Annotated in this window: 18 protein-coding genes and 1 tRNA gene; 12 read left to right on the forward strand and 7 right to left on the reverse strand. The window is 49.8% G+C overall.

Going from position 1 to position 24,056, the window contains the following annotated elements; all coding sequences use genetic code 11:
* Positions 1-36: 36 nt before the first annotated feature.
* Positions 37-411 carry a hypothetical protein gene (locus tag C471_RS13480; protein WP_004049942.1) on the reverse strand — a complete coding sequence of 125 codons (375 nt, stop codon included), beginning with the start codon at positions 409-411 and terminating at the stop codon, positions 37-39.
* Between the two features lie 451 nt (positions 412-862).
* Here C471_RS13480 and C471_RS17205 point away from each other — a divergent pair, with 451 nt between their 5' ends.
* Positions 863-2,002, forward strand: a complete 1,140-nt coding sequence (locus tag C471_RS17205; RefSeq protein ID WP_152421909.1) for a hypothetical protein — start codon at positions 863-865, stop codon at positions 2,000-2,002.
* A gap of 190 nt (positions 2,003-2,192) precedes the next feature.
* Here C471_RS17205 and C471_RS17210 read toward each other — a convergent pair whose 3' ends face one another.
* Positions 2,193-2,549 (reverse strand): hypothetical protein, encoded by a 357-nt coding sequence (locus C471_RS17210; protein ID WP_152421910.1) that lies wholly within the window; start codon positions 2,547-2,549, stop codon positions 2,193-2,195.
* Positions 2,549-3,322: an ArsR/SmtB family transcription factor gene (locus C471_RS16630; RefSeq protein ID WP_080505604.1), complete on the reverse strand. Its 774-nt coding sequence runs from the start codon at positions 3,320-3,322 to the stop codon at positions 2,549-2,551. Before C471_RS16630 ends, C471_RS17210 begins: the two co-directional genes overlap by 1 nt.
* 246 nt (positions 3,323-3,568) lie before the next feature.
* Here C471_RS16630 and C471_RS17215 point away from each other — a divergent pair, with 246 nt between their 5' ends.
* The gene (locus C471_RS17215; RefSeq protein WP_152421911.1) at positions 3,569-4,228 is read left to right on the forward strand and encodes a hypothetical protein; all 660 of its coding nucleotides are present in this window, start codon (positions 3,569-3,571) and stop codon (positions 4,226-4,228) included.
* A gap of 10 nt (positions 4,229-4,238) precedes the next feature.
* Here C471_RS17215 and C471_RS17220 read toward each other — a convergent pair whose 3' ends face one another.
* Positions 4,239-4,769 carry a hypothetical protein gene (locus C471_RS17220; protein ID WP_152421912.1) on the reverse strand — a complete coding sequence of 177 codons (531 nt, stop codon included), beginning with the start codon at positions 4,767-4,769 and terminating at the stop codon, positions 4,239-4,241.
* Positions 4,770-5,231: 462 nt separating this feature from the next.
* Here C471_RS17220 and C471_RS13490 point away from each other — a divergent pair, with 462 nt between their 5' ends.
* The 9 genes from C471_RS13490 to C471_RS13530 all read left to right on the forward strand — a co-directional run bounded on the left by C471_RS13490 (position 5,232) and on the right by C471_RS13530 (position 19,607).
* Entirely contained in the window at positions 5,232-5,825 is a 594-nt protein-coding gene (locus C471_RS13490; RefSeq protein WP_004049954.1) for a site-specific integrase, read from the forward strand.
* 166 nt (positions 5,826-5,991) lie between these two features.
* Positions 5,992-6,579: a nucleotidyltransferase domain-containing protein gene (locus C471_RS13495; protein ID WP_004049956.1), complete on the forward strand. Its 588-nt coding sequence runs from the start codon at positions 5,992-5,994 to the stop codon at positions 6,577-6,579.
* On the forward strand, positions 6,572-7,060 hold the full coding sequence (locus C471_RS13500) for a hypothetical protein (protein ID WP_004049958.1): 489 nt from the start codon (positions 6,572-6,574) through the stop codon (positions 7,058-7,060). The genes C471_RS13495 and C471_RS13500 overlap by 8 nt, the downstream gene beginning before the upstream one ends.
* A 942-nt stretch (positions 7,061-8,002) precedes the next feature.
* A complete protein-coding gene (locus C471_RS17490) occupies positions 8,003-8,368 on the forward strand; it encodes a hypothetical protein (RefSeq protein ID WP_004049960.1) in 366 nt (121 codons plus the stop codon).
* A gap of 450 nt (positions 8,369-8,818) precedes the next feature.
* Positions 8,819-11,014, forward strand: coding sequence for a DrmE family protein (locus C471_RS16640; RefSeq protein WP_239638663.1), 2,196 nt, complete (start codon positions 8,819-8,821; stop codon positions 11,012-11,014).
* Between the two features lie 62 nt (positions 11,015-11,076).
* Positions 11,077-14,904, forward strand: coding sequence for a helicase-related protein (locus C471_RS13515; protein WP_004049964.1), 3,828 nt, complete (start codon positions 11,077-11,079; stop codon positions 14,902-14,904).
* A gap of 834 nt (positions 14,905-15,738) precedes the next feature.
* The gene (locus C471_RS17880) at positions 15,739-16,947 is read left to right on the forward strand and encodes a DUF1998 domain-containing protein (protein WP_193366128.1); all 1,209 of its coding nucleotides are present in this window, start codon (positions 15,739-15,741) and stop codon (positions 16,945-16,947) included.
* 35 nt (positions 16,948-16,982) lie between these two features.
* Entirely contained in the window at positions 16,983-17,993 is a 1,011-nt protein-coding gene (locus tag C471_RS13525) for a phospholipase D family protein (protein WP_004049969.1), read from the forward strand.
* A 387-nt stretch (positions 17,994-18,380) separates the two neighbouring features.
* Positions 18,381-19,607, forward strand: coding sequence for a DNA cytosine methyltransferase (locus C471_RS13530; protein WP_004049971.1), 1,227 nt, complete (start codon positions 18,381-18,383; stop codon positions 19,605-19,607).
* A gap of 123 nt (positions 19,608-19,730) precedes the next feature.
* Here the strand turns inward: C471_RS13530 and C471_RS17495 are convergent, their stop codons facing one another.
* Complete coding sequence (locus C471_RS17495; protein WP_004049973.1) at positions 19,731-20,039, reverse strand: DDE-type integrase/transposase/recombinase; 309 nt, start codon at positions 20,037-20,039, stop codon at positions 19,731-19,733.
* A 324-nt stretch (positions 20,040-20,363) separates the two neighbouring features.
* On the opposite strand from C471_RS17495, the gene C471_RS17225 reads away from it, so the two are divergent.
* The gene (locus C471_RS17225) at positions 20,364-21,344 is read left to right on the forward strand and encodes a hypothetical protein (protein WP_152421913.1); all 981 of its coding nucleotides are present in this window, start codon (positions 20,364-20,366) and stop codon (positions 21,342-21,344) included.
* Positions 21,345-21,635: 291 nt separating this feature from the next.
* Here the strand turns inward: C471_RS17225 and C471_RS13545 are convergent, their stop codons facing one another.
* Entirely contained in the window at positions 21,636-23,252 is a 1,617-nt protein-coding gene (locus C471_RS13545) for a DUF7845 domain-containing protein (protein WP_004049976.1), read from the reverse strand.
* Positions 23,253-23,917: 665 nt separating this feature from the next.
* Positions 23,918-23,989 (reverse strand) — tRNA-Ala (locus tag C471_RS13550).
* Positions 23,990-24,056: the final 67 nt, after the last annotated feature.

Raw genomic sequence — 24,056 nt, forward strand, 5'->3', positions numbered from 1 at the left:
TCGGAACCCTCAAAGGTACTTCGGCGTCCGTCAGCTTCACTCATCCTGCACCTCAGCGTGGTTCGACGGAATCTCCGGCTCGTGGAAAATCTCGTTTAGCGACTTGGAGCGGGTTCCCTCCCGTTTTTCCGTCCACTCTGCAGCCCTTTCGATGAGGTGTAGAAGTGTTGTGGCCTCATCGAGTTGTTTGATCGCGTCGTCGAGTTCTCGAAATTCATCAGAGAGGAGAACGGATCGAATTTCTCCGTTCTCACCCTTCCGACGCTCTTGGACGTTTGCGATTCGCGCAAGCGCGTCTTCTGCGTCCTTCGTTGCGGACCAGTAGAGCTCTTCCTCACCCTCGGTGAGGGTATCGGCGTACGGGTAGTCGTAGTCGATGCGTTCGCGGTGAACGTTGGTGTCGATTTGCATTCGTTCGGTGTGTCGCCGATTTTGGGTCCGGCGAACCCGGAGCGAACGCGAGTGAGGAAAACGCATTTACCGTACGCCTGCGAAGGCAGGCATACGGAGCGCCGTTCCCCGGTTCGCTCCTGATTGGTCGGTTTGACGCGTTGGGGATTGGTTTAGGGCCTTCCCCTCGCGTCATTCGATTCTTCTTAGCGAGTCACGACTCAGGCACCCCAGTTAGTTCTTCGCCTCGTCTGGATCGTATTGCGTGACCATATTCCGGAGGAGATCGTCGTATGTTTCTCCACCGCGTTTCTGGGCTTTGACTAGATCACGCGTGGCGTGTGAGACGGGAATTCTGGTATCGGTCGTCATTGCTGGGTCGTGCTTCGCCGCCTTTGCGGCAGCATTGATAGACATGGTACACCCCGGTAAATATATTTCCACTGAGTAGTAATGAGGAAATGACTTTACTATGTCGTCTGCAACAGATCGGCCTCGAGGGTTTCTCACACCGGCAGATAGAGAATTCTTGATCGGACTCAAGGAGTACGATCATAAACAACAATACTCGAATCGTCGACAGGACATCCGAGAACGAACGGCGAACGCTCTCCTTGACTTTTCTCTTCTCCAGTACTCACTTCGGGATCGAGACCGAAAACGGATCTTTCAGAGTCCAGCTGAGGAAGCCGGTGTCGAGGGGGTACAGTTTCAGGAGAGTATTCAATCGATGCTCTATTGGACATATCTGGGCCTCAAAGAGCAACGATACGACTTTGAAGGACTGCTAGTACGGGCCATCGAAGAGGCTGAGAAGGATTTCGCTCGGAAGTATTTCGGTGAAACTGTTGAGATATCCGTGAGCTTCGACGTTGATATCATCCGTTCACACGATATTGATACACTCCTCGCCCAGATCGAATCGGGAGGTCCAGTTCCGGCAAATCGACTTTACGATTTACTTCAACTATCGAAAGGTGTCCCGATCGATATTGACGATTTGAGTACGCTTCGTGTCTGGTTCAAATCGGGATATCCTGACGGAGAGAAAGCTGTCCTAGACACCCTTTTTTCAGAGTATTTGGGCAGTGATATTGATATTGTTGACGCCCAAGCACGGATCGATCCCAGCGAACTCGGTGTGGAGAAAGAGGATGCGGTCATAGACTCTGATGTTTCATCCGACGATCCTCTCGAAATAAAGAATAAACCGGATCTAGACTATTCTCCGTCTGAGGAAACTATAGAGGAGATCAAGCAGGAGGAAATGGAACGGCGAATTCGACATGGAAGAAAAGACAAATCGGAAGACACCACCTCGATAACCGAAGCGGCTATCGACCCAATATTCGAAGAATCTGATAGCACTCCTCGGTCGATCTATACCGTTATCGAGAACGAGTCAATACAGGGACAAGATGTGACGCCCGAGAACGTCATCGAACTTCTCAAAGACGTTCGAGAGCAGCTTGTTAGTACTGAAGACGTGGCAGCAGCGTTCGGATGTAACCCCGATATTGCACGCAATGCACTCTCAGAGATCTCCGAATTGAAGCCGCAATCTGTATTGGATACCCAGCAGAGTCGCCTAGAGATCTGGAGGTGGGCTTGATGAAGTTCCCAGTAGAATCATCTCTACGTCTAACTGGGCCATATCGGAGTCTCATGTACCGATCAATCCTTTGAGTTAATCGGTATCCATCAAAAACGCCGTGCAGGATACAGTGTGTCGTCTAGATAACATGTTGTTCTAGGAGACACACTTGACGAGGCTTAGAACAGCAGTCGGTCGATATCTCGTTTTATCGCTCGTCCAAGTGTTCGATGAATACCGTTACGAGAACGAATTCATTGGGATGTGTCTTCTCATATTCTTCGGAGTTCTTTTCGTACGTTATTTCGGAATATGTGTATTCAACATCCAGAACAAGGAACGTAATATCACCCATCTCGAACTCAGCATTTTCTGTTCCGACTTGTTCAGGCGTCGGTGCGGAAAGGCTCCCGAAAGAGACACGACTACCAATTTCAGGTACTGGGAGATTACTAGCAGAACGGCGAGCAATGATCTCGCCATCTACTGTGACGAAATTAGCGATGACAGCAGGTTGTTCGTCCCCTTCAAGGGGAGTACGCTGAAGGTTTCGATCGGAGGTCATTACCTTTTTTCAACGGACTGAGTAGGCTGCTTTTCGTCCACAACGGTCCCATTTTCTGTCGATTGGAAGACATTATTCATCTCGTCCTCAACGGCAGCACGGGCCACTTTTTCACGGTTCTCATCAAACTTGGTATGAACCACTTTGGCACTACCTGATTCAAGATGAGATTCTCTTGGGGCGTCGTCTGAGCCAAATCGATGGAATTTTTGTGCGATTCGCTTTTGAGGGATTTTTGAAGAGACTGCCGCTATGCGCTCACGAGCGGTCAAAGCATTTTCTTGCACAGTCGTTAAAGCCCCTTTCAATTTTTCCGCTGAGGGACTCTCTTCTTGTCTGCCCGTGCCAAATCCTTTTGCAGCCTCTTCTAGTGTCAGATCGTCCTCGTCAGCATCGAGTTCCAACTCGGCTTCATCTACTTGGTCGCGAACAATGAACTCAACAAGGTTATCTAACTGTCGCTCGCCCCGCGAGGTCAGGCGGTAGTATGAGTAGTTCCCCGCCTCATCATGGCTGGATCGAGATTCATTTTCGACTAGTCCCTCGTCGACAAGTCGACCGATGTGATATGATAAATTAGACTCTGACAGTCCAATTGTATCGGCGATCTCGCTGGCACTCTCAATCTCGGTCTCTTCGAGATATACGAGAATCCGAACCCGATGAGCTGAACTGAATTCCTCGAAAAGCTCAGAGTAGTGCTCGAGACAGGGTGCATCTTCCCCAGCAATACTCTCGACTGCGTAAAAGCCATCTGTCTCTTCTGAGGTCATGATTGGGTGCAAGGAGGGACAGCATCCGTCATCTCCTTTCGTGTTTCGTATAGAATAGAGTGGGATATTAAAACTTCGAATTCGATAACTATTAAAGTCGAATATGCGAAATCCGTTGTAGTACCTATAACAGGGCGATTCAAGGTCTAAAAGCGGATTAAGAGACTTTTGAAATCGAATTCCACATGTGAGTAAATTATTACTACCCGTCTCGCATAATGTGGGTACGACACAGACGAGATCAAAATGTCCAAGACTTCAGACTATGGAAATCTCGTTGTTGCACTCACACATATAACTGGAAAATCAGAGTCTCTCTCTCCAGTATCTGGATTCAAAAGACTCGTGTTTGTTCTGTCCTGGGCAGATGTATCTAATGAATCTGATGATGCCTATTCTACTTGTGAACAGACGCGCTCAGAACTACGATCAGACAATTCACGATATCGCTCTTTGAATGCATTTACACAAGATGACCTCAATTCGTTTATTAAGAAAATAAAACTCTCACGGAGGCGTGGAATTCGACATGTCGCGCGAAATTCGATGCTTACTGTTATTATTTGTACCGAAGAGATGCGATCGTCTGAGCCCAGCGACCATGTCAAAGATATCCTCCGGGATTTTTCAACCGATTCGGTTCCAATAGAGGTCCACGAACGCGTTCAGATTGTTCTCTTAAATCCGGAGAAAGGATCTTCACAGGACCCCACTAGTGAGGGTCACGCCAATGACCGGCTTGAACTGAGTGCGGAACATCTACCTGGAACCTGGGGAACAGATCAACCGAACTCCAAGGATGCTACAGAGATTGCCGGCCTTGCTAGCGAAAAGATCCGGAATGTGGAAAACAACCTCGGGAGTAGTACTGGTATCGAAGATAAGCCCGGAGACTATTGGAAATAATATTGCCTAGTCAAATGATGCCGTTCACCCGGCTAAATCTGGAGAGAATTCCAGATTTCCGACTTTCCTTAGACTCCAATTGTAATTTATGCAGATGTTTTCTTAAAGCCTCTTTTCTGTCAACTGTCGGGATCTCTTCTTGAACCATGATATAGCACTGTTGAAGAAGCTTTAATCGGTTGACGACATCGCCCACTTCATCTCTATCTACATCCGATGGTGGCGTTTTTCCGATAAGATTCGTAATTTGGTTATCTGCCGACTCGGGAATTCCGTTATTTGCGTCCCGCTCAAGTTCAGTGAGGGCACTCTCAGCGTCGTCTTGAATAGATTGCAGCCAATTGTTGCGTCTTCGCTTGATTCTAAACCGGTTGAGAATAGTCTCCTCAGCTATCGTCGTGATAACTTTCTCCAATATATTTCTAACTATCTTAAATACAAATTTAATAATCATTCCTAGAGCTATACCAATTATTAATCCGTACTTCTGAGTCGAAAATATATCAAATAAATTGACTGTGACCTGTTCCGGTATCAGCATATCTGTTTTTAATTTCGCACCTGTTAATAACTATATCACTTTGGCCATCAAATACTTTTGTCGTAGTGATAAGGTAACGGCGGCTACAAACTTGGTGAAGCCAACACAACCGAATGATGGCAGAAACATACTTAATTAAGTGGTCAACCACAGTTCGTAGTTGGCAGTGATGGGATACTCTACCCCACATGCGCTCTATTTCTCATGCGTGTCCAAACATCACGTTGAACTAAAAAATCACAGTGTCCTGTATGCAGAATTCAGTAAAGGTGGTTTCTATGTGATATATCTCTGAATAATTGAATTTCAACAGAGCCAGTAGCAGCAAACAAGGATCGATGGTAGTACGTGTAATCGAGTTATTCTATAACCCGATTACGAACTAGCCATTGAACGGCATTAGCCGGTGAAGTTGGTCTCATGAGAAGAAACCTATAACCGGGTTTACTATGATATCCGATTATGGTCCGCATCGACGACAGCGATGACGTGACGAAGTGCTGGCTCTCCCCTGACGAACTGAATCGGCTGGAACGAACAGCTGGGGAGAACGGCTGGGAGCGTGAGGTGGCGGTCCAGCTGATGGGACGATGCGGGCTCAGGGCGTCAGAAGTGAGTTATCCGAACGATAGCAACCTCCGATACTCCGACGATGGCGACATCTGGCTCTTCGAGATCCAGGGGAAGAATACAAAAGGCGGGTCAAAGACGACACGTGACGCATGGATGCCCGACGACGTTGCCGAGGATATCCACAAATACAGCCGTGAACGTGACCTCAGCCTATCCGACTCGTGGGTCGACGCCAGTACCCCCTCTATTCGTCGATGGGTTAAGGAAGCGGCTCACGCCGTTTCAGAGAAAACTGACGACCCACGCTGGCAGTCAGTCTCGTCGCATGATCTCCGTCGGTCTTGGGCGACGTATCACCTCGTCGAGCGACAGGTCGATGTCCGGACTATGATGAGCGTCGGTGGATGGTCTGACTATTCTGCTATCGAGCCCTACCTTGCAGAGCCGACCGAGGCGCGTATCGGAGAGGCGATGCGGACATAGGGGCCGAACCAAGAAAGCCGAATCCAGCATTCCGTCGTTGGATCAGTTCACCGCCAGAGCTTTCAGACTCTTTCCTAATAGGAATCATATGCCTAATGGGAAAGAATCTATCTCGATCGCGTTGCAATACCCGTTTCCGGAGGATCGAGTATTCCGATACCAAGCTATGCAGGACGTTCTTGACGTTCTCATCGATCAACCGTATGCGACGTACTCGATGAGCGAGCTTGCGAATCTCACAGGGGCAAATCAAGGGACGATCTCAAAGGCGGTCAGGCTGCTTTCCGAGCTCGATGTCATTGAAACAGCACAGGACGGACGAACCCAGCAAGTCCGGATCAATCGTGACCGGCTCACGAAATCGGACCCGATTCTCTCGATCCCACAGGACGAGTTTCACCAACCAGTCCGGGCATTTCTGCAACAACTCCAAGATGAGTTGGACGAGTTAGTCGGGGTCGTCCTGTTCGGAAGCGTCGCACGGGGAGAGGCAGACAGGACCAGCGACATCGACCTCTTGGTGATTGTCGACGAGGATAGAACCGCAGCTCGCCGGACTGTTCAGTCGGTCGTTAGTGATTTCGAAGACCAACGGTTCGAGGGGAACCGGTACACGTACCAGCCGCTCGTCGAATCGACGAACAGCGTCCAAAGAATTGGTGACCAGCTTCGTCCCCAGTTCGACGACGGGATTACGCTGGTCGGCTCTGATCAACTCTCCGAGCTCCGGACCGAGGTGTACGCCGATGAATGACGATATCCGAGACCAATTGACGGAGGCCGAGCGAACCTTCGAGGGCAGCCCTGGAACGATTGAGGAGGGATTGGATGTCGACGACGCAGAGTTAGTCCAACTTCGCCGTGCCTGCCGGCTGTTGGAGGTCGGTTCGAACCTCCTCAACCAAGGGTACTACACGGTCGTAATCGAGTCGGCGTTCGTTGCCATCGAGCGCACTATCCAGTTCCGGTTGATCCACGACGGGGCAATGTCCGCAGCGGAGGTCATCAGCAGCCACCGACGACTCTACCAACGTGGTGCCGAGATTGGCCTCTACGACGACGCGTTTGGGGAGGACCTTGCCGAGCTGTGGAACCGGAACCGAACGAAGACCTACTACAGGCTTGGCATCGCGACGAGGGAGCAGGCCGAGGCAATGTACCGACTCGCCGACGACATCCACCGGCACCTCGTCGATATGACTCGGGTGTCACACGAGTGTCTCTGTCGGGGGTGATGGATACTCCACAAGTGGATAGGGCCGCCACTGAGGACCGGGATGGGCCGGGAGAGAAACAGGAGATCGACAGTGAGGAAGATTCCCGGTGGAGGTAAATCCGATCTATCCGTAGAACCGGAATCTCGCTCGGCCGGAACGTCGAAATTCGGATTAGAGATACGGGTACAACCGTTGGGGGACTTGGGAGGGGGCTCCCCGGCTCATCAGAATAAATCAGTCGGGTAATGGCCGAACGCTGGCAGGCTTCAGTGAGCAACACATGAACGGGTCGGCGAATAACTCCGTTCCGTCGTGAGAATCGCCTTTCTCGCCGGGCGAAATAGCTGTATTCGTTTTCGCGAGGGTAGGGACTATTCCCTATCGACCGGGGGGGAAATGGTTGAAGACCGACCCCTCGACCCCGGTAATCGCCGGGGACTCCCTGGTGACGACGAAGATCGCCTTCGGTTTCAAACGTTGTGGATCATTCTATCGGCTAAACCGCTATCTTCGCCGGGCGAAACGACCGTATCTGGATTATACAGGAGCCGGGCTCGTCATCTATTAAGCCGAGTGCGGTTGGTCGGGGACACCTCCAATACCGCTTGCAGTTGGTCGGGGTAGTTGGATATCAGTTGAACACGACTCGTGATACCAGGTTTTGTCGGATAAACGGCTTTTTCGCCGGCTAAAACATCCGAATTCGGTTCGATAAATGTATCCCAAGGTCTCGGGTCGGCCATATGTTCGGGGGATCGGTTGGAAGTCATCAGCAACCGGTGCGCCCGAGATATCGACGTAACAGACTGGTACAAACAGAACGGGCCGGAAGCCTCAATCTATTCTTTCTCCCTTGATGGTTGTACGACCTCCCCAAGCGACCGGACCAACTGCACTCCATCTCGTAGTCGGTGGTGGTCTGATCCCCTCCTCGTCCTGTTCGACGACCCCCACAGTGGGGTGGGCGAGGAGCTGAAGGGCAGACCGGACCTCTTCGGTGATCGGGACATCATCGGAGTCTTCCATGTCTACAACAATCCAACGTACGTCCTCTACCGTCTCCGTGGCCACGTCAGCGCGTTCGAAGGCCCGGATGACTGCGAGGAGGATCTCTCCGGAGTCAACGCGGTCCTGAATGGACTTGTCGAGAAGGTCAGGCCTATCGTCCGGCGGGCCCCGGAGTGGGTCAGGAGAGTAAGGGTCTCCTCCAGGGGAATGACGTATCGGTCCCGTCGGTCGACGACGCCGATCGTGTCCTCGACGGCGAGAGTAGTCAGGTTGATCGTCTCGGCATTGTTGATGACCTATGAGCGAATCCTAAGCTAACCATGGTACATGATGGCCTCAAGTTGGTGTCGGCATATGTGTTGGTGATTTTAAGAAATCGTTTGCGTCACTCCTGCAATGGGGAGTATTCTATTCAGACATACAACTAGGATATATAAGCCCGCCCTCATTCATGATAGTAGAACGACTAAAATGGGGAAGATTAGGTTAGTTTCTCTTGGCAGCGACGAATATCAGCTACCACCTACCGAAGAGACGCATATTCAGTTGGTTAGAAGTGCAATTCGGCAAGAGCGAGATCTCTGTATCATATCACCAACACTGAGGCAAGAATACCTTGACCGGCACACGCTGGCTGGCTTGTTTGAGATGATGGGAATGAACCGGCGTGCAGTGATGATTATGTCTCGAAATAGTGATATTCGAGACCGATATGAGCGCATGAAAGGTGCGTTCGAATATTCCACTGGTCGATGGCCACTTGCATCAGTGAAGTCCGACGGATCTCTAGCCCATCGCACACATCATTATGTAACTGAAGACGCCCCACCGGCAGTCATATATGCGAAATGGGCTACGCGACTCCCTAATTCAGAACATGCTGATGAGATTCAGGCTGTACTTTACGATGAAGGAGTAGGATTTGACGAAGAGCGGTTCGATGAGTTCCAAGAGTGGCGTGATAACGCAGAGATTCCTACAGTAGTCTACTATATTCGCGATCCTCTCGGACAGACATACAACCGTATTTCGGGAGAGGTGGATACGACATGGGCATGGAGTCTTCCTTCATTGAATATGGTAATTTCGGCAGAACAGAATGGGAGAACCGATGCGTCTAACGAGAATAAAGAAGTTGTGCCGAGCTGTACAAAAAGAGAGCGAGACCATCTCCAACGGAAGGTAGATGGACAATCGTATGAAGCACGAATCTGTCCACCAGGGACCGTCACAGACCAATTTTCCAGGCTGTGGGAAGCTTATCAAGAATTCGATTCCACTGTCAACGAAGTTGGAACCAAACAGCTAAAATTCGCCAGATATTATCTTAAAGATACAATTTCTGCCTTTTCAAGGAACCTATCGAACCTTTCTCAGAGCAATATCTACCGAGCACAACACGCTATGGCAACTACTCTTTCTGGACGAGTAGGAGCTCTTCGTCAAATGAAATCAAACCTGTCTGGTGATTCACAGGCAGGAGGGACTGGCCTTCAGAATGCGATCTACGATCTTGAGGATCTCTGTGAGATGCTAGATAATGATGAGAATTTGTCTTGGAAACGGGGTAGAGTACTCTCGGAGATGCTCAACGCGACAGACAATAATGAATCTCTAATTATTGTTGCGCCGGATGACCCAGAAGCAGAAGCTTTGCGTGCAGATATGTATATTAATAGGAAAGAATTTTGGCTTGAAGCTCAAGAGTCTGTAACTATTCAGACCCCCTCTGAATTAACCCGATCATACTCTGCAGACCGTCTTATGCTGTATGGACCGCCAAAATACTCCGATCGATGGCTCTTGCGTTCGCCACATGGAGGCGAAGTTACTATTCTCACATATCCTCATGAGTTGGGTCTACTATTTTCACAGGCTTCCAATCTCAACTCTACAATGAATGAGGCTACCCCACACAAAGACGATATTTTGAACCCGCAAGAAGGGAGTATCTTAAAAGAGTTAGAAGAAGAACTGCCGAGCGCAGAACTCCCGCCAAGTGAGGGCAATTCTTCGCCGACAATCGCCTCTCCTGGCATTGATGGAATCAGGATCAATATTCCAGATGAAGATGAGACATCATCTGGTTCTTCGACGTTTAAGAATCACGAGACCAAGGACCCGAACAAGCGTGAAAGGTTGAGAGAACTGATCGAACAGAAGAATAACGTCTCTAACTCGTCTAATGGGCAATATCAGCCAACCCACTCTGGGTCCGATAATTCAAAACAGTCCACTTGGAGTCGGCGTGATATTGATGGTTGTATCGAACTTGTTGCTGGAGATGGTTACCGAATGGCTGATAAACCAGATACATCCGTTGAGGTTGTTAGAATGGACGCGAAAGTACGTACGTCTAAGTCACTTCGAGAAGTAAACGTCGGGGAATACGTCGTCAGTGTTCGAGATCGGATGGAAATCCGAACGCACGTTGAACGACAGCTCTATGATATGGGAGAAGCGAGTATCGTGGTCAAAGCCAACAAGTGGAAGGATCTGCTACAACGGGAGATCGACCTACGAGACCACAGCTTCGAGGATTTTGTAGAACAAATGAATAGCACAGAGATTACCCCTAAAAACAAATCTACCTACAGAGACTGGTATCATGGTGAGGTGACTATGCCGAAATCAAAGGATTCCTTATATTATATCGCAGATGCATACGACCTAGATGAAATTAAGAACCAACTCGATGAATGCTGGAATGCGAATAGGACAATACGACGCGTCAAAAGCGAATTGATTGATAAGTGGCTCGACGAGGCTCAGGAAGAACTCCTCTCTGAAGATATGGAAGTAGAGGACCTACTTAGAAACGATCAGGGCCTAGACATCCGGGTATCTGACTTTGAGAAGTTCGACGAAGATAATGAACCACTCGTCCTGGCTCATAAGGTAACCTCAATTGAGTATGACGTTACTCGTTCGTACAGCTACCTTGGTAGATGGCGTTCGACGTAGTTTCATAAAAAAATTCTTGAACATAGTTTTATCAACCGTCGAACTATTGGAATTGTCATATTATGTCACGGGACGCTCCTCCGTCGAATGCGCCACGATACACACGCCCGCCATCAGAAGCGTATGAGGAAGATAGTAATGTCGAATATATTCGACGACAATTAATCAACAACGTTCTGACGAACGATCTATCAGAGCGAATCACTGGACGTGGGAGCCAATACGAATCCCTGTATGGCAGCCGTCCCCAGAACCAGTTTTTTGCGGCTGCCTTACCCTCTCAGTATGAGTATCGCGAGGCCAAGGCGAACGAGGAGTCTTTTGAAAATGTAGCTAAAAAGGTTGCACCATTCAAAATTGGAGTTACCTTCCGCCTCCCGCGCACAATTTCTGATGATGCAGAGATTTCGATTTTCCCTCGAGCATCTGCCTTCCAGCGCCGATTCCCGACATATGACGAACAGATGCGGGAATCCAACGACAACGAAACGGCATCGGTTCTAGACCAAGACCGAGAGACATCTCCTACCGATGCCGAAGATAGCGATAGTGACTCTAGCGTCATGGACACAGATGAGGTCACAGATCTACTCCGTACCTACGAAAGATTAGACCCAGATTGGAGTGCCGTTACGGTAAGTGGGAGCGAAGTAAAGTCACTTATAGAGGATAGTGATTCAAGAGTATTCGAACTTGATCTGTCCAAACTCTACAAGGAAGCGTACGATGTAGATAGACGATTTCGGAAAAGAACTGAAGGAGTTGATGAAAACGAAGCGTCACTGCTTGACCAGGAAACGCTTGCTTCCAAGCAGGCGTTCGAAAATCATCTCGCGGACTCATATGCCAGAGACGAAATCCCGCCTCTGTGGGATGCACATCTTGAGTTCGATGTGAAAGCGGACGAAGACGGTGACTACCTGTTAGTTACTGCCCGTCTAATCAACACCCATGGGTCAGACTACCAATCTGAAGATGAGGAATATCAAGAGAGAAACGATCCAGGATATGAGGACTGGCGATCAACGTTCTTTGATGTCGAAGTCGCAGTCACTATTGAGGGCGAACCTCTGAAAACATTCGATTCCAACGAGATTGAGGATAAATATCAATACGACGGTCGTATCTTCGCTGTGGGAGAGAACACGGCAACAGAGCCTGTACATCCCGTACACCTCGATTCTTCGGGCATACCTGATCGGTCACAATATTCTGAGAATCCAACACTGGATGACCCAGTTGGTGTCCGAACGGAATTGGTCCCGACATACGAGCAGTCACGATACCTGTCCCGGAATCCGGATGATATTGCAGCTCCAATGGATACCCTCGCAGGAATGAATGGGGATGCAGCACTGTTCAATTGCTTGGAAGACCTGGCTGACGGAATGGAGGCTGCTGTCTCCGACTATCGAGAAATCAAGTCGGAGATGACCCATAATAAATCACGGGAAGCAGAGAATGATTTCGATTCCTCGGTCGAGAGTTTCCAATCACACCGGGATCGGATGGTTACTGGAATAGAATGCCTCCGGCAAGATTCTCGAGCACTTGAATCGTTTAAGCGAATGAACGAATCATTCGTCAAGATGGGATTCGATAAGTGGCGAACCTTCCAGATCGTATTCATCCTGATGACGATCCCGGATATGCTGAAGCAGGCAGATCAGGTTGGAGATGATATAGAGATCGATTGGGAGGAAGATCAGTTCACAGAGCAATTAGATGTCGCTGATGTCATCTATTTCCCGACAGGAGGTGGGAAAACTGAGGCCTATTTGGGGTTAGTAACGTTCACAGCATTCCACGATCGGTTTAGAGGGAAAACGCACGGAATGACTGCCTTCGCAAAATTTCCGCTTCGGTTCTTGAGTCTGCAGCAACTCCAAAGAATTGCGAATGTCCTTGCAATGGCCGAAGAGATTAGGCGTAGAGATGACATCGGCGGGGAATCTTTCTCGGTCGGATACCTCGTTGGATCCGATAACACGCCGAACAAACTCTCTAGTGGTAAATATACAAATTACATCCGGGACGCCCAGAACGATGAGGAGTTCAAAAGCTCAGTAAAGTATGTTAACAATTGTCCATTCTGTGGTGAGGATAGTGTTATCATCGATGGCGATCTCGAGCAAGGTCGAATTCTACACAAGTGCGAGAATCCGGAGTGTGATGAAGTACAGAGGAATGGTGGCGATCCCGCGCCACTCCCAGTCTACGTTACAGACCAAGAGATTTATCGATATACGCCGACTTTCGTAGTTGCTACAATCGATAAAATCTCAATTATTGGAATGCAGCGACGGATGCGTACTGCTCTCTTTGGGCGGACTCTTCTTCGGTGTGATAAACACGGATTCTCTGGAGAGGACCGTTGCATTGCTAATACGCGGATACTGAATGAGGGCGGGGAATGTGGTCCCGATGACTGGGTAGAAATCGATCCGGTGGATCCACCTAGTCTGTTAATCCAAGACGAGCTACACTTACTTCGTGAAGAATTCGGCTCGTTTGACTCTCACTATGAGACTCTGATCCAGCAGCTTAATGCTGTCTTCACAGATGGGAATTGGAATACAAAAGTAGTCGCTGCAACGGCGACGATTAAAGGGGCTGAACAGCAGGTTGAAGCACTATATATGAAAGAAACAAATATTTTCCCATCACAGAGCCCTCGGCTCAAGCAGTCTTTTTACGCATACGCTCATCCCACGCGAATCCAGAGACGAATGATCGGGGCGCTTCCGCGCTCACTATCCCGAACGTACGCAATTGAGAAAGTTCACGAGGAATACGCTCGCGCGATCCAAGAGTACCGTGCAGAACCTGCAGATCTCCGTGACGAAATGGCAGATGTGGCAGATACCTACTCTGTTGATCAAGCCAACCTCCCTACGGATGTTGATAAGTACGGACCAGAACTGAATAAGATATTAAACGATTACGAGACTCAGGTTTCCTACCATTATTCTCGTGACAATACAGATCTAATAAAAAGGGTTCTACGGACGATGATAAATGTCCACCTCTCTGACGATGGAGATCCATATTATCCACTAAATGGTCAGTTGATGACTGGGCAAACAGCTCTTGAAGACGTGAGTTCTGTTCTTGATGTACTCGAGAATTTGGACAAACTGGACGACCCGGCTGAGGCCGTGCATATGTTAATCGCCACGTCTATGATCAGCCACGGGGTTGACGTCGACGCACTGGGATTCATCGGCTTCTTCGGATTACCACGAAACACGGCTGAGTATATTCAGTCATACTCTCGTGTGGGACGCAAATGGCCTGGATCTGTGTTCTTATTGTTTGATCCGATGCGAACCAGAGATCGGTCACACTACAAGCACTTCCAGTACCACCAGGAGTACCAGGACCTCCTCGTAGAAGCTACACCACTGGAACGATGGGCAGAATATGGCATCAAATGCACAATGCCTGGTGTAGTTTGTGCGCTTCTGCTCCAGTACTTCGATGAGAAACTAGCGGGCAAAACCAGTCAACGCCTCTACGATGGTGAAGGAGTTCAACAAGCAGTCACAAATGGCTATCTGGGTTATAACGAAGTGCTGGCGATGGTTCGGAATGCGTATGGGCTCGATCACGAACTCGTCAACAGGAGCTCAAATACGGGTGTAGAGCTCTATCGACGTCAGATCGAGGCTCGTTTTGACGATATTTGGGATGCATTAATCGACCCACAGAACCTCATCGAGCGTCAGCGAGCAAATAACCCGAATTCTGATGAATCCAACTTCCTTAGTGCTGTCCTTGAACGAGGAGACCAACGAGCTCCAATGCTGAACCTGCGCGACATCGACGAACAGCTTACAATCGCCTTGGACAATGACACGTCCAGTATAATTAATGGGTATCGTGGATGAATCTTGTAAACTCACACACTAGCTTGGCGAGTTGTTCTAACAGAAGAACAGCAGTGCAATCCCCTAAAACTACGGACAATGACAGATAACGATTTGGAGATGGAGCGTGGTCGCGCACAGGCAATGCACTCATTCGGCGAAGCGAACGTCGTCGACATGGGTGACCTAGGAGTAACTGCTGAGGTTCGACCATGGCGGAACTCTTATGAAATAGACGACATCGACAAGGAACGAATAGTCGCTGAAATAAACAATCGGGCAGAGAGGCATCAGAACCGAACGACTGGTGATACTTGGGATGATCTTACATCAAGTGACATAGATATATATCAAGTCTATCGATCGATCGAAACACGGTTGTTTCCGACAATTTTCTACTGTGAAGATTGTAAGAAGATACATAGTACGGCTCGTGAGTATCCACAACAGCTTCCAAGCGATGGTAAATGCGAGGTCTGTGACGGAAAGCTAACTCAGTTGTCTTTCGTCAACGTTTGTAGATGTGGACGACTTGAGGATCCAAGCCCCCCAAAGCCGTGCTCAAATCACGCATTCGAGGATTATCGGATACAAAAGACTTCGAGTGGTCCTGCTTCATGGCGGTTCAGGTGTAATAAATGCGGAAATTCGATGGGAGGAATGTCCAAATCATGTGGAGTGTGCAACGAGATGGATGGTCCCTTACCCACAGCATCCTCAAGAATATACTATTCACAACGATTCGTGAGGGCAAACATCCCTCTTGTTGACATTGAACCAGAAGAAATGCCCACGTATCAGCAGTGGGCTAGAGTCTTGGCTGCGGTATATCTCGGTTATCAAGATCCGGACGATATGACCATCGAAGAATTAGCAACTGAGGAAGGAAAATCAAGTCAATTTGAGGAGATGGTTGAGGATGGGGAAGATCCTGAGACAGTAAAACGGATTTTGGAAGGGATGGGAATTCCTCTCGAAGGACGTGGGCTTGCACTGGAGGATACAGAACATATTGTCCCCTTCGACGCACAAAAAGAATTCCACTCTGAGGAAGCAGACCGCAAACTTGCGTGGTCGAACACGTCTCATGCACTATTCACGTTCATGAGAACCACAGATGGGTATGACGGCGACCCAGAGAAAATCAAGCAATTGGATTATCCGAATCCGACTGATCTCGAGATTTACACCTCAGATCCCGAGTTCCGATCTGACCACCCTCAGAGCAGTAGGTACAGGGACCAATTAAACAAGACGAACATCAGTCAAGCGTGGGTCGTGGACCAATTTCCCTTGCTCAACGTGCTCTACGGGTACAGTCGCGGCGATCCGGAACCAAGAAACACGGATCTAAAACGATTCACGCATCCTCGTGGAAAAAATACTGTCCCTGTTTTTGCAGACCGAGCACCATCTGAGGCGATCGTCCTCGAGATCGATCGAGCTGCGATCATTAACTGGCTGGTTGCCAACGACCTCCTTGATGAGTCTGCTCCAGAAGACAGCAGATACTCTGTTCCGGACACATCCGATGAACGGGCGCTAAAAGAATGGTTTTTGACCAATATTGCGACAACAGAACTGGAGAATCCGTTTGCAGACATTGAAGATGAGATCACCGAGGCGGTGTATACACTGTTACATTCGATGAGCCACTGTCTACTTGCACGAGCTGGCGAGCAGTGTGGACTCGCTACGGATACACTTGGAGAGCGCGTGTTCAGTAATATTCCTGCGATTGTGATCTATGCATCAACCACGGAATCATTCTCGATCGGCAGTATGTCGACGTTATTCAAAACTCGTCTTCACCCGTGGCTATCTCAGGCACGAGACCTCGCAGAAGATTGCCTCTTAGACCCGGCATGTTCGGAAGATACAGAGGGTGCCGCTTGCGATGCCTGTATTCATATCTCAGAGACTTCTTGTGAATTTTTCAATCATTCATTAGACCGTAGATTGCTCGAAGGAAAAGATAAGATTACAGGATTTTGGGAACCAGCAATTCAGAATAGCTCCGAAAGAACTAGCGACATGAATTCAATCGACGAAGAAACTGAGTAGGTCACTGGAAAACATACGATAATCAAGATCATCATATGAATCGACAAGCCCGGTTACTGGACGGATCTCCAATCTGTAGTGATTTCTCTATTGTGGATGTGATTCCAGATCCAAAGCGAATCGAATCGATACGTCTTGCACTTGCTTTATTGGGAAGTACTACTCCCATCGGTACGCAATCGACCACTAATACTGGTAATGTAGACATTCGTTATTTCGATGGACTACCATTTCCGATCCGATGCCGGACATACGCATTTAAACAGGATCACCTAAACAAGGTTCTTGCTGCGTTCGATGAACAAATCACTTCGAGAGAATTCAATGCCCTGGCGACAACGCTCTGCAACAACGGTGTAGCAATAGAAAAGACAACAAGTCGGGGATACGCAGACTACCGAATAGAAGTCACTGACCCACTCAGTGCTCTCCGGATTCTTGACCAAATCATAATCGCAACATATAGTCAAGTGAGTAATTCTACTGGTTCCTCAAACAAGGAGAATTCTTCCGTAGAAATTGTTTCAACTCTTCCGAAAGAAGTCATCGCCTCTAAACAGGGAAAATTCAGCCCAATTCGCATATCCATTCGTAAGCAGCTCGCGAATGCGTCTGAAATTGTCCGAATTGCAAATCCCTATTTTGATACTACAGACCATGTAATAGATGATTTAGCGGCTATTCCCCGTCGTGGCGTCCAGTTACGACTTATCACCCGCGAGGCTGAAGCCGATGAGCCAAATCAGTCTACGCTAGACGCTCTAGAGAAGATTATTTCGCAATTATCGGACTCAAAAGGCGCAAGTGAGAATCTATCAATCCGTGATTTCTACGAGACAAACCGCTGGAATCGGCAGACAGGTGCAACTCACGCAAAGGCCATAGTTATTGACGATACAGTTGCGTATTTGGGGAGTGCTAATCTAACACGTCTTTCTTTGTCTGGTAATTTTGAATTGGGCGTTCTCCTCCGAGGAGAAGTCGTCCAGGAAGTGATCGATATATTTGATGCAATGTTCGATTACGCTACGCCGATACGGTTCTAATCAGAGATGATTCTCAAGTCGTAACACGAGTCTGTGGGAACACGGTTACAGAGGGGGATTTCAGAGATACTTGTTCTTTGTTAGTATACTGGGAAACAAACAAGTAACACAGTCAAATAGATGACGCCAATATATCACATTTCCAAAGGACAGTTCAGCAAAACCACCGGATTCAGTCTTAGCAGCCCATCGGGAATTACACGGATTCACGCGGTAGCGTTTAGACAGCAGAGATTAATATTTTGAAAGAAATATTAAATATAAATTTGAAACAGTACCTGTAAAATAATTTGACACCTACTAAACTCATCCGAGCGAATGTGCGGAATATAGATAGACACCGTTCAACCGATAAATATAGACGTCGGGGATAGACAATATTAGACGATGAGTAAGGGGAAGGTTGTTGACCTGTTCTGCGGTGCTGGCGGAGCATCGCTTGGGTTCGTTCAGGCAGGATATGAGGTAGTAGGTGCGGTTGATGCGTACGAACGAGCGCTGAACACCTATCAGAAGAACCTCTGTCAACGATCACTCGACGAATACTCTGGCAGTGTTTCTTTCGATGCACCGCTTCAGGCGGACCTGAGCCGTGGATACGAAGATAACGATGTCGATAATGAACTTCCAACGGTCACCTTTGAGGATATTCGGGAGGAGTTCGACCTTGAGAAGGGAGATATAGACGTGATCTGTGGATGTCCTCCTTGCCAAAATTTTAGTGGCCTCCGAGATACAGACCCTTGGCCCAGCGGAAAGCCTAAGGATAACCTTCTGCGTGCCTACGTCGAATTTATTGAAGAAGAGATTCCCGATGTCGTCTTCTTCGAAAATGTTAGTAATATTATGAACGCTGGTGAGGAGGTTCCAACCGATTACATCGATTGGCTAGTACGGCGGATGGCTACCATGACTCGAAGTGAGGATACACTAGACAATGGCGGTTACGGGTACGAATTAGATGTTGTTAACGCTGCTAATTACGGCGTCCCACAAAAGCGGAACCGAACAATTGGAATGTTCGTCTATGGTGCCGAAGATTCTGACATCGAACTTCCAGAACCAACACACGCAGAAAGTCCGGGAGACGACGAAGATCTCAGAAAATGGACGACAGTTCGGGACACAATTCGACGGGATGATCTAAAGGAAGATCTTGACCTTGGTCAAAAACAAGTTGGTATCGATGGTTATCCGGATGATCCGGCGCATCGTGCTCACCGACACCAAGATAGTACCGTTAAAATGATCAGAGCAATCCGCCGTCATGGCGGGAGTTGGAGAGATCTCCGAGGGACTGAGGACGAGAATCTTATCAAAGAGTGTCATCAAAACCTAAATTCAGGTGCGTCTTCCGCTTACGGTATCATGAACTGGGACGAGCCGGCCCCAACTATGACCACTCGTTGCACTAATGTAAGTTCGGGGCGATTTACTCACCCGTCAGAAGATCGTGGTATCACCTTTCGGGAGGCAGCGCTACTGATGGATTTCCCGATTTGGTATGAGCTACCGAGTACAAACCAAGATGCTGAACGGGTCGTTGGGAATGCAGTTCCCCCAACTCTAGTAAAAAGGACAATTAATGGAACAGAGGGTGTTAAGATTAGATGATGGCATTGTGGAGAGCTGCAGAGGCTTTGACCCAGCGATCTACTGATTTCCAGGAGCTATAGTGGGAGAACCGGCTATAGAAGAGCCTGGTTCGGTACTTGGGAAGGCCGAACCTGGCTTCGATCAAAGACCGTTCCCCCACGTTTCACGGCGTGAATCACAGAGATTGAGATCATCAAGCGCCCAGTTGCACCACGGTCCGCGATCCACGAGAACAACTGGTTCACCGCGACACCGCTCGAGGACTTGTTTGACGAACAGCAAGGCATCGAGGTCAGATCGGCCGGGAGAGACCTCGATGTGGAGACGTTCGAAGTCACCCACATCGACTGCCGCCCAGACGTAGACCTCAGTCTCTTCGACTTTCAGCTTGGTCTCATCGATAGCGACAGTCGAATGGTAGTCGTGAACTGGGTCGAATAGGTGCGCCAAGCGGTGATACCACTGACGTACGGCCTCGTATGAGCGCCCGACTGCTCGCTCATCGCGCCGATACGAGAGACCGGCGTGATACAAAAATACTGTTTCGACGCGGTGTTCCGTCGGCGTATCTTCACGCGAAAATACCTCTTGATCGCGTGCTTTCGCAACGCGCGGTCGAGCAATTTCGAGTCACCAACTCGCCCTTGCTCGGCTGCACTCTTCACGCTAAGGTTGACATCCCCCCGTTCTTAAGCTATTCTACTATCTAATTTTGTGTTTGGTAGCGCGTACTATATGATGATTTTATATATGACGGTGATAGAAAATCGCCTGATGGAACTCCCTCGCACTACGAAGCCAGATATCGAAGACCGCGAAGCAATTGACATTGTTGGAAAAGTGATTCAGGGAAAATCGTTCGATAATGGTGATCAAAAATATCGGATGCTCGATCCAGAGCAAAACGAAATCGAGCTGAAAATTTGGGCGAGTGAATCCGATAACTACGATATTGAGGCTGGTCACTGGTATTTGCTAGAGAGGGCAGAGGGTGACGAATACAAAGGCGATCGTAAATTGAGCTCAAATAGAGGGGAAATGGGCGTTACGCTCCTTGAGGAACCACCGGAGTTCGTCAAAGTACCAGAAGATAATCATTCACCTCCGCTGGTTGAGGGGGGTGTGCTGGCTGTAGATATCGAGACCGTCTCAACAGTTCCAGAGCATCAGCTCGATCTAGATAACTCAGACCATATCGAGTTACTGTGTATTGGGGTCGGGTTCACACCGCAGGCAGGTTCGCCGGGCCGTTCTCAAGTTCTGTTCAGAGAAGGTACTGGCGTTGATGACGAGCGAGAACTGCTCGAACAGTTCTGTGAATTCGTTAATTCTCGCTCTCCCGATCAACTTCGCTTGTTCAAGGGTGATTTTGATATACAACACCTCCAAGGCCGGGGAAAACGGGTTGATTCCGGTTCGGGTCTTGAAGATCGCGTTCGAGAAATATTTGAGACGTACGAGATCAATAACCTCGACCCACTTGGAACACTGGAGGAAAACTACAACACACCAAACACATATTGGGATATCTACAACCATTCGCTGAATCCTGCTGATTGGCGAAAAGATCATCCAAATTACGACGGGGACGTAGATGATCCGACGGTTAGTAACAAGGACATCCCATATTTCGGAGAGAGATTCTTGGAACTGTGCGACCAGAAGGAAATAACACGGGAGCACCGCACGCTCCGTGAGCTTATTCGCCATTACACCGTCGCAGATATTGATCCTCTTTTTGACGAAACCGAGTAGCTCCGGAAGACTATTCGTTCTATAAGTTCGTCCTGTCAGATGTCAATCCCTGTTTCATGTGGATCATGTGGAACTCTGCGGGGATGGGAGGTACTTTTTCTCGCCAGTGCCCTTAGGCACACTCCCTAAGGGGGGCGTCCCACCGACTGGGAAACGAGCGCGATATTGACGAGCAAAGAGACGACCTGCTGAGAGAACAAAACGCTCAGTCAACCCAAACCGCCCGGAATTACCCGCAAAAAGAGCCGATTCTAGGTGTATTGGATAGTGTTGCCACTCACGAGTCCCGCGCTAGCGGCGGGTGTTTACGCTCACCTTCCCCACCTGCCAAGATTCCGGACTGGTCCGCCACTTGACTCGTGCCTCAAGGAGGTCTAACGGGTCACGCCCTTCACTCCGCCACGCGTTGAGCGCTTCCTGGAGGACCTCGTCGACACACGGCAGCGATGAACTCTTCAGCTCCGAAAGGACCGTATCGATTCGAACGGTTGGATGTCCGTCGTCGCCCGTCTCGCTGATGCGCGCAGCGTACTTCTCACACCACTTTTGCCAAGCGCTTGATGCGGCTTGTCGCGTTTCTAGGTTGAGAATCTTCGCTGCCCGGTCAGCGGCGTTCTCGATCTGATGCTCAGTGCTCTCAACGATGCCCGAAATCTCCTGCTCAAGCTTCTTGCTGGCGAACGACACCGATGCCCCATCGTTGCGAACGATCCCTTGGAGGCGCTCTAGCGCTCGATAGACGGTACTGATTCCTCGTCCCGTCTGATCCGCCAAGGCCTGTGGATGTCGTTCCCCGCCATCGGAAACGAGCGACTCGAGCATCTCGACGTCGCTGTCACAGAGGTCACGGAGGACAGTGACGAGGAGTGCCTCCTGATTGGTCTCCATTTCGGGCGTCGGGTCGGACTGACGCTGGATGCTCTTCTCCGCCTCGTTGACACTGAAGTGCTTATCCGGAACGAACGTCGTCTGATCCGGCCTGACTGGGACCTCGCTCCAATCGAGGACGTTGATGAGCGTCTCATCGATCTCCCGCTTGAGTTCGTCTCGCTCGGACCAGTTGAACGAGTGGCCGGTGAGAGACTTCTTGAGAAGCACTCCGACCTTCGGGTGGTACAGCGGGTCCCCCTCGTCGTTGTTACGGACGTGCTTCGGGTGGTAGTGTTTGATCTGCTTCCCGAACCGGTGTCCGGAAATTAGTCGCTGCGCGTCCCGCTTGGGGAGAATAACGCGGTGATTGTAGCCGACGATATCCTCGTTGTCGACACGATACTCGAACTTACTTCCCTTCTCGGTCGCACAGAGGTGCATTAGCCGCTGCATGACACCAGCGCGACCCACGATCTTCTGGCTCCAGTTTCGATTGACCCGAACGTACCGCTCGTAGGTCGTGATGTTGCTCATCTCGTTGACGGAGCCACCGAAATACTCGGGGTTGACGTGAACGTCCGCCTCCTGAGCAACGTCCTGGACGAGTAGTGATAGCAGCCGTCGGAGTTCGTCCGGTTCGAGGTTTGAGCTCGAGAACCGAACGTTGACTCCTTCGTCTTCGTTGATGTGGTCGAACGGTGTCGAAATCTCGTCGTCCGTCTCGTAGTGTCGCATGTCGACGAAACGCGGCTGAATCAGGAAGTTTGCCTTGCGTTCGCCGTTTCCATACGCACCGAGACGGAACTCGTAGAGCCGGTCACCACCGACGTCGTCCTCCGGGCGCGGGGCGATACCGCTCTGTTGGTACGTGAGTGAGACGGTCCACGTCTCGCCATCGATTTCCGTTTCGATGTCGCCGGAGTAGCCGTCGAACCCGGCGGTGAGAACCTTCCCGATGATCCAGTACGGACTCAGTCCGTGCTCGGTGAAGATGAGATTGCCCTCGCACTCGTGCGGGGCCGTCTCGACGTGCGTCACGCGTCCCCTCCGAGGTGGGTGCCAACCCAGTCGTCACATGTCGAATCTGGACCGCACGTGTACACCCCTGTGTGAGCCCGTCCGGCGCGATCTCTCGCGCCGTAACGTTCAACACACCCCAAGGAGAGGTTACACACGCCTGACCACCTCCTTTACCGGAGCTGGTCGGCGTTCAATCGGTACGTCTGAACACGTACTCCCACCGGCGCGGGTAACTGCCTTGGAACAGTTTGTGGCCCGCGCAGGGTGGTTTCTGGTCACGGCTGACACCTCCCATCCTCGAGCGCTGCGCAGCGCTGTCTCGGATGTTCGATCTCACAGCCGCAGAACTCACAGATGAGCAGGGGGCCCTCTGTCGGGTCNGGTTTCTGGTCACGGCTGACACCTCCCATCCTCGAGCGCTGCGCAGCGCTGTCTCGGATGTTCGATCTCACAGCCGCAGAACTCACAGATGAGCAGGGGGCCCTCTGTCGGGTCGATATGACGCGTCATAATGACCACCTCCGCTCATTGTATAAATCGCTAGCAGGCGGCGACCCGCCTAAGCGATTCTTATGAACTCCCTTTTTGCAGGGAGTGGTTGTCAGCCCAGAAAGTGCGAATCCGGCCGCTAGAAGCGTCCTACCTTGCGGTGAAGAACACTGGTTACGGCGAGAAAACGGTAGTGGACTCGCGGGGATTTGAACCCCGGGCCTTCCCCGTGCCAGGGGGATGATCTACCACTGATCTACGAGCCCTCGTACGCATCCATTCGTTCCCCGCTGGATATATTAAGGCCTTCGACTCGCCGACACCGGCGACACC

The sequence above is a fragment of the Halorubrum saccharovorum DSM 1137 genome (genome assembly GCF_000337915.1).
Lineage (GTDB): Archaea > Halobacteriota > Halobacteria > Halobacteriales > Haloferacaceae > Halorubrum > Halorubrum saccharovorum.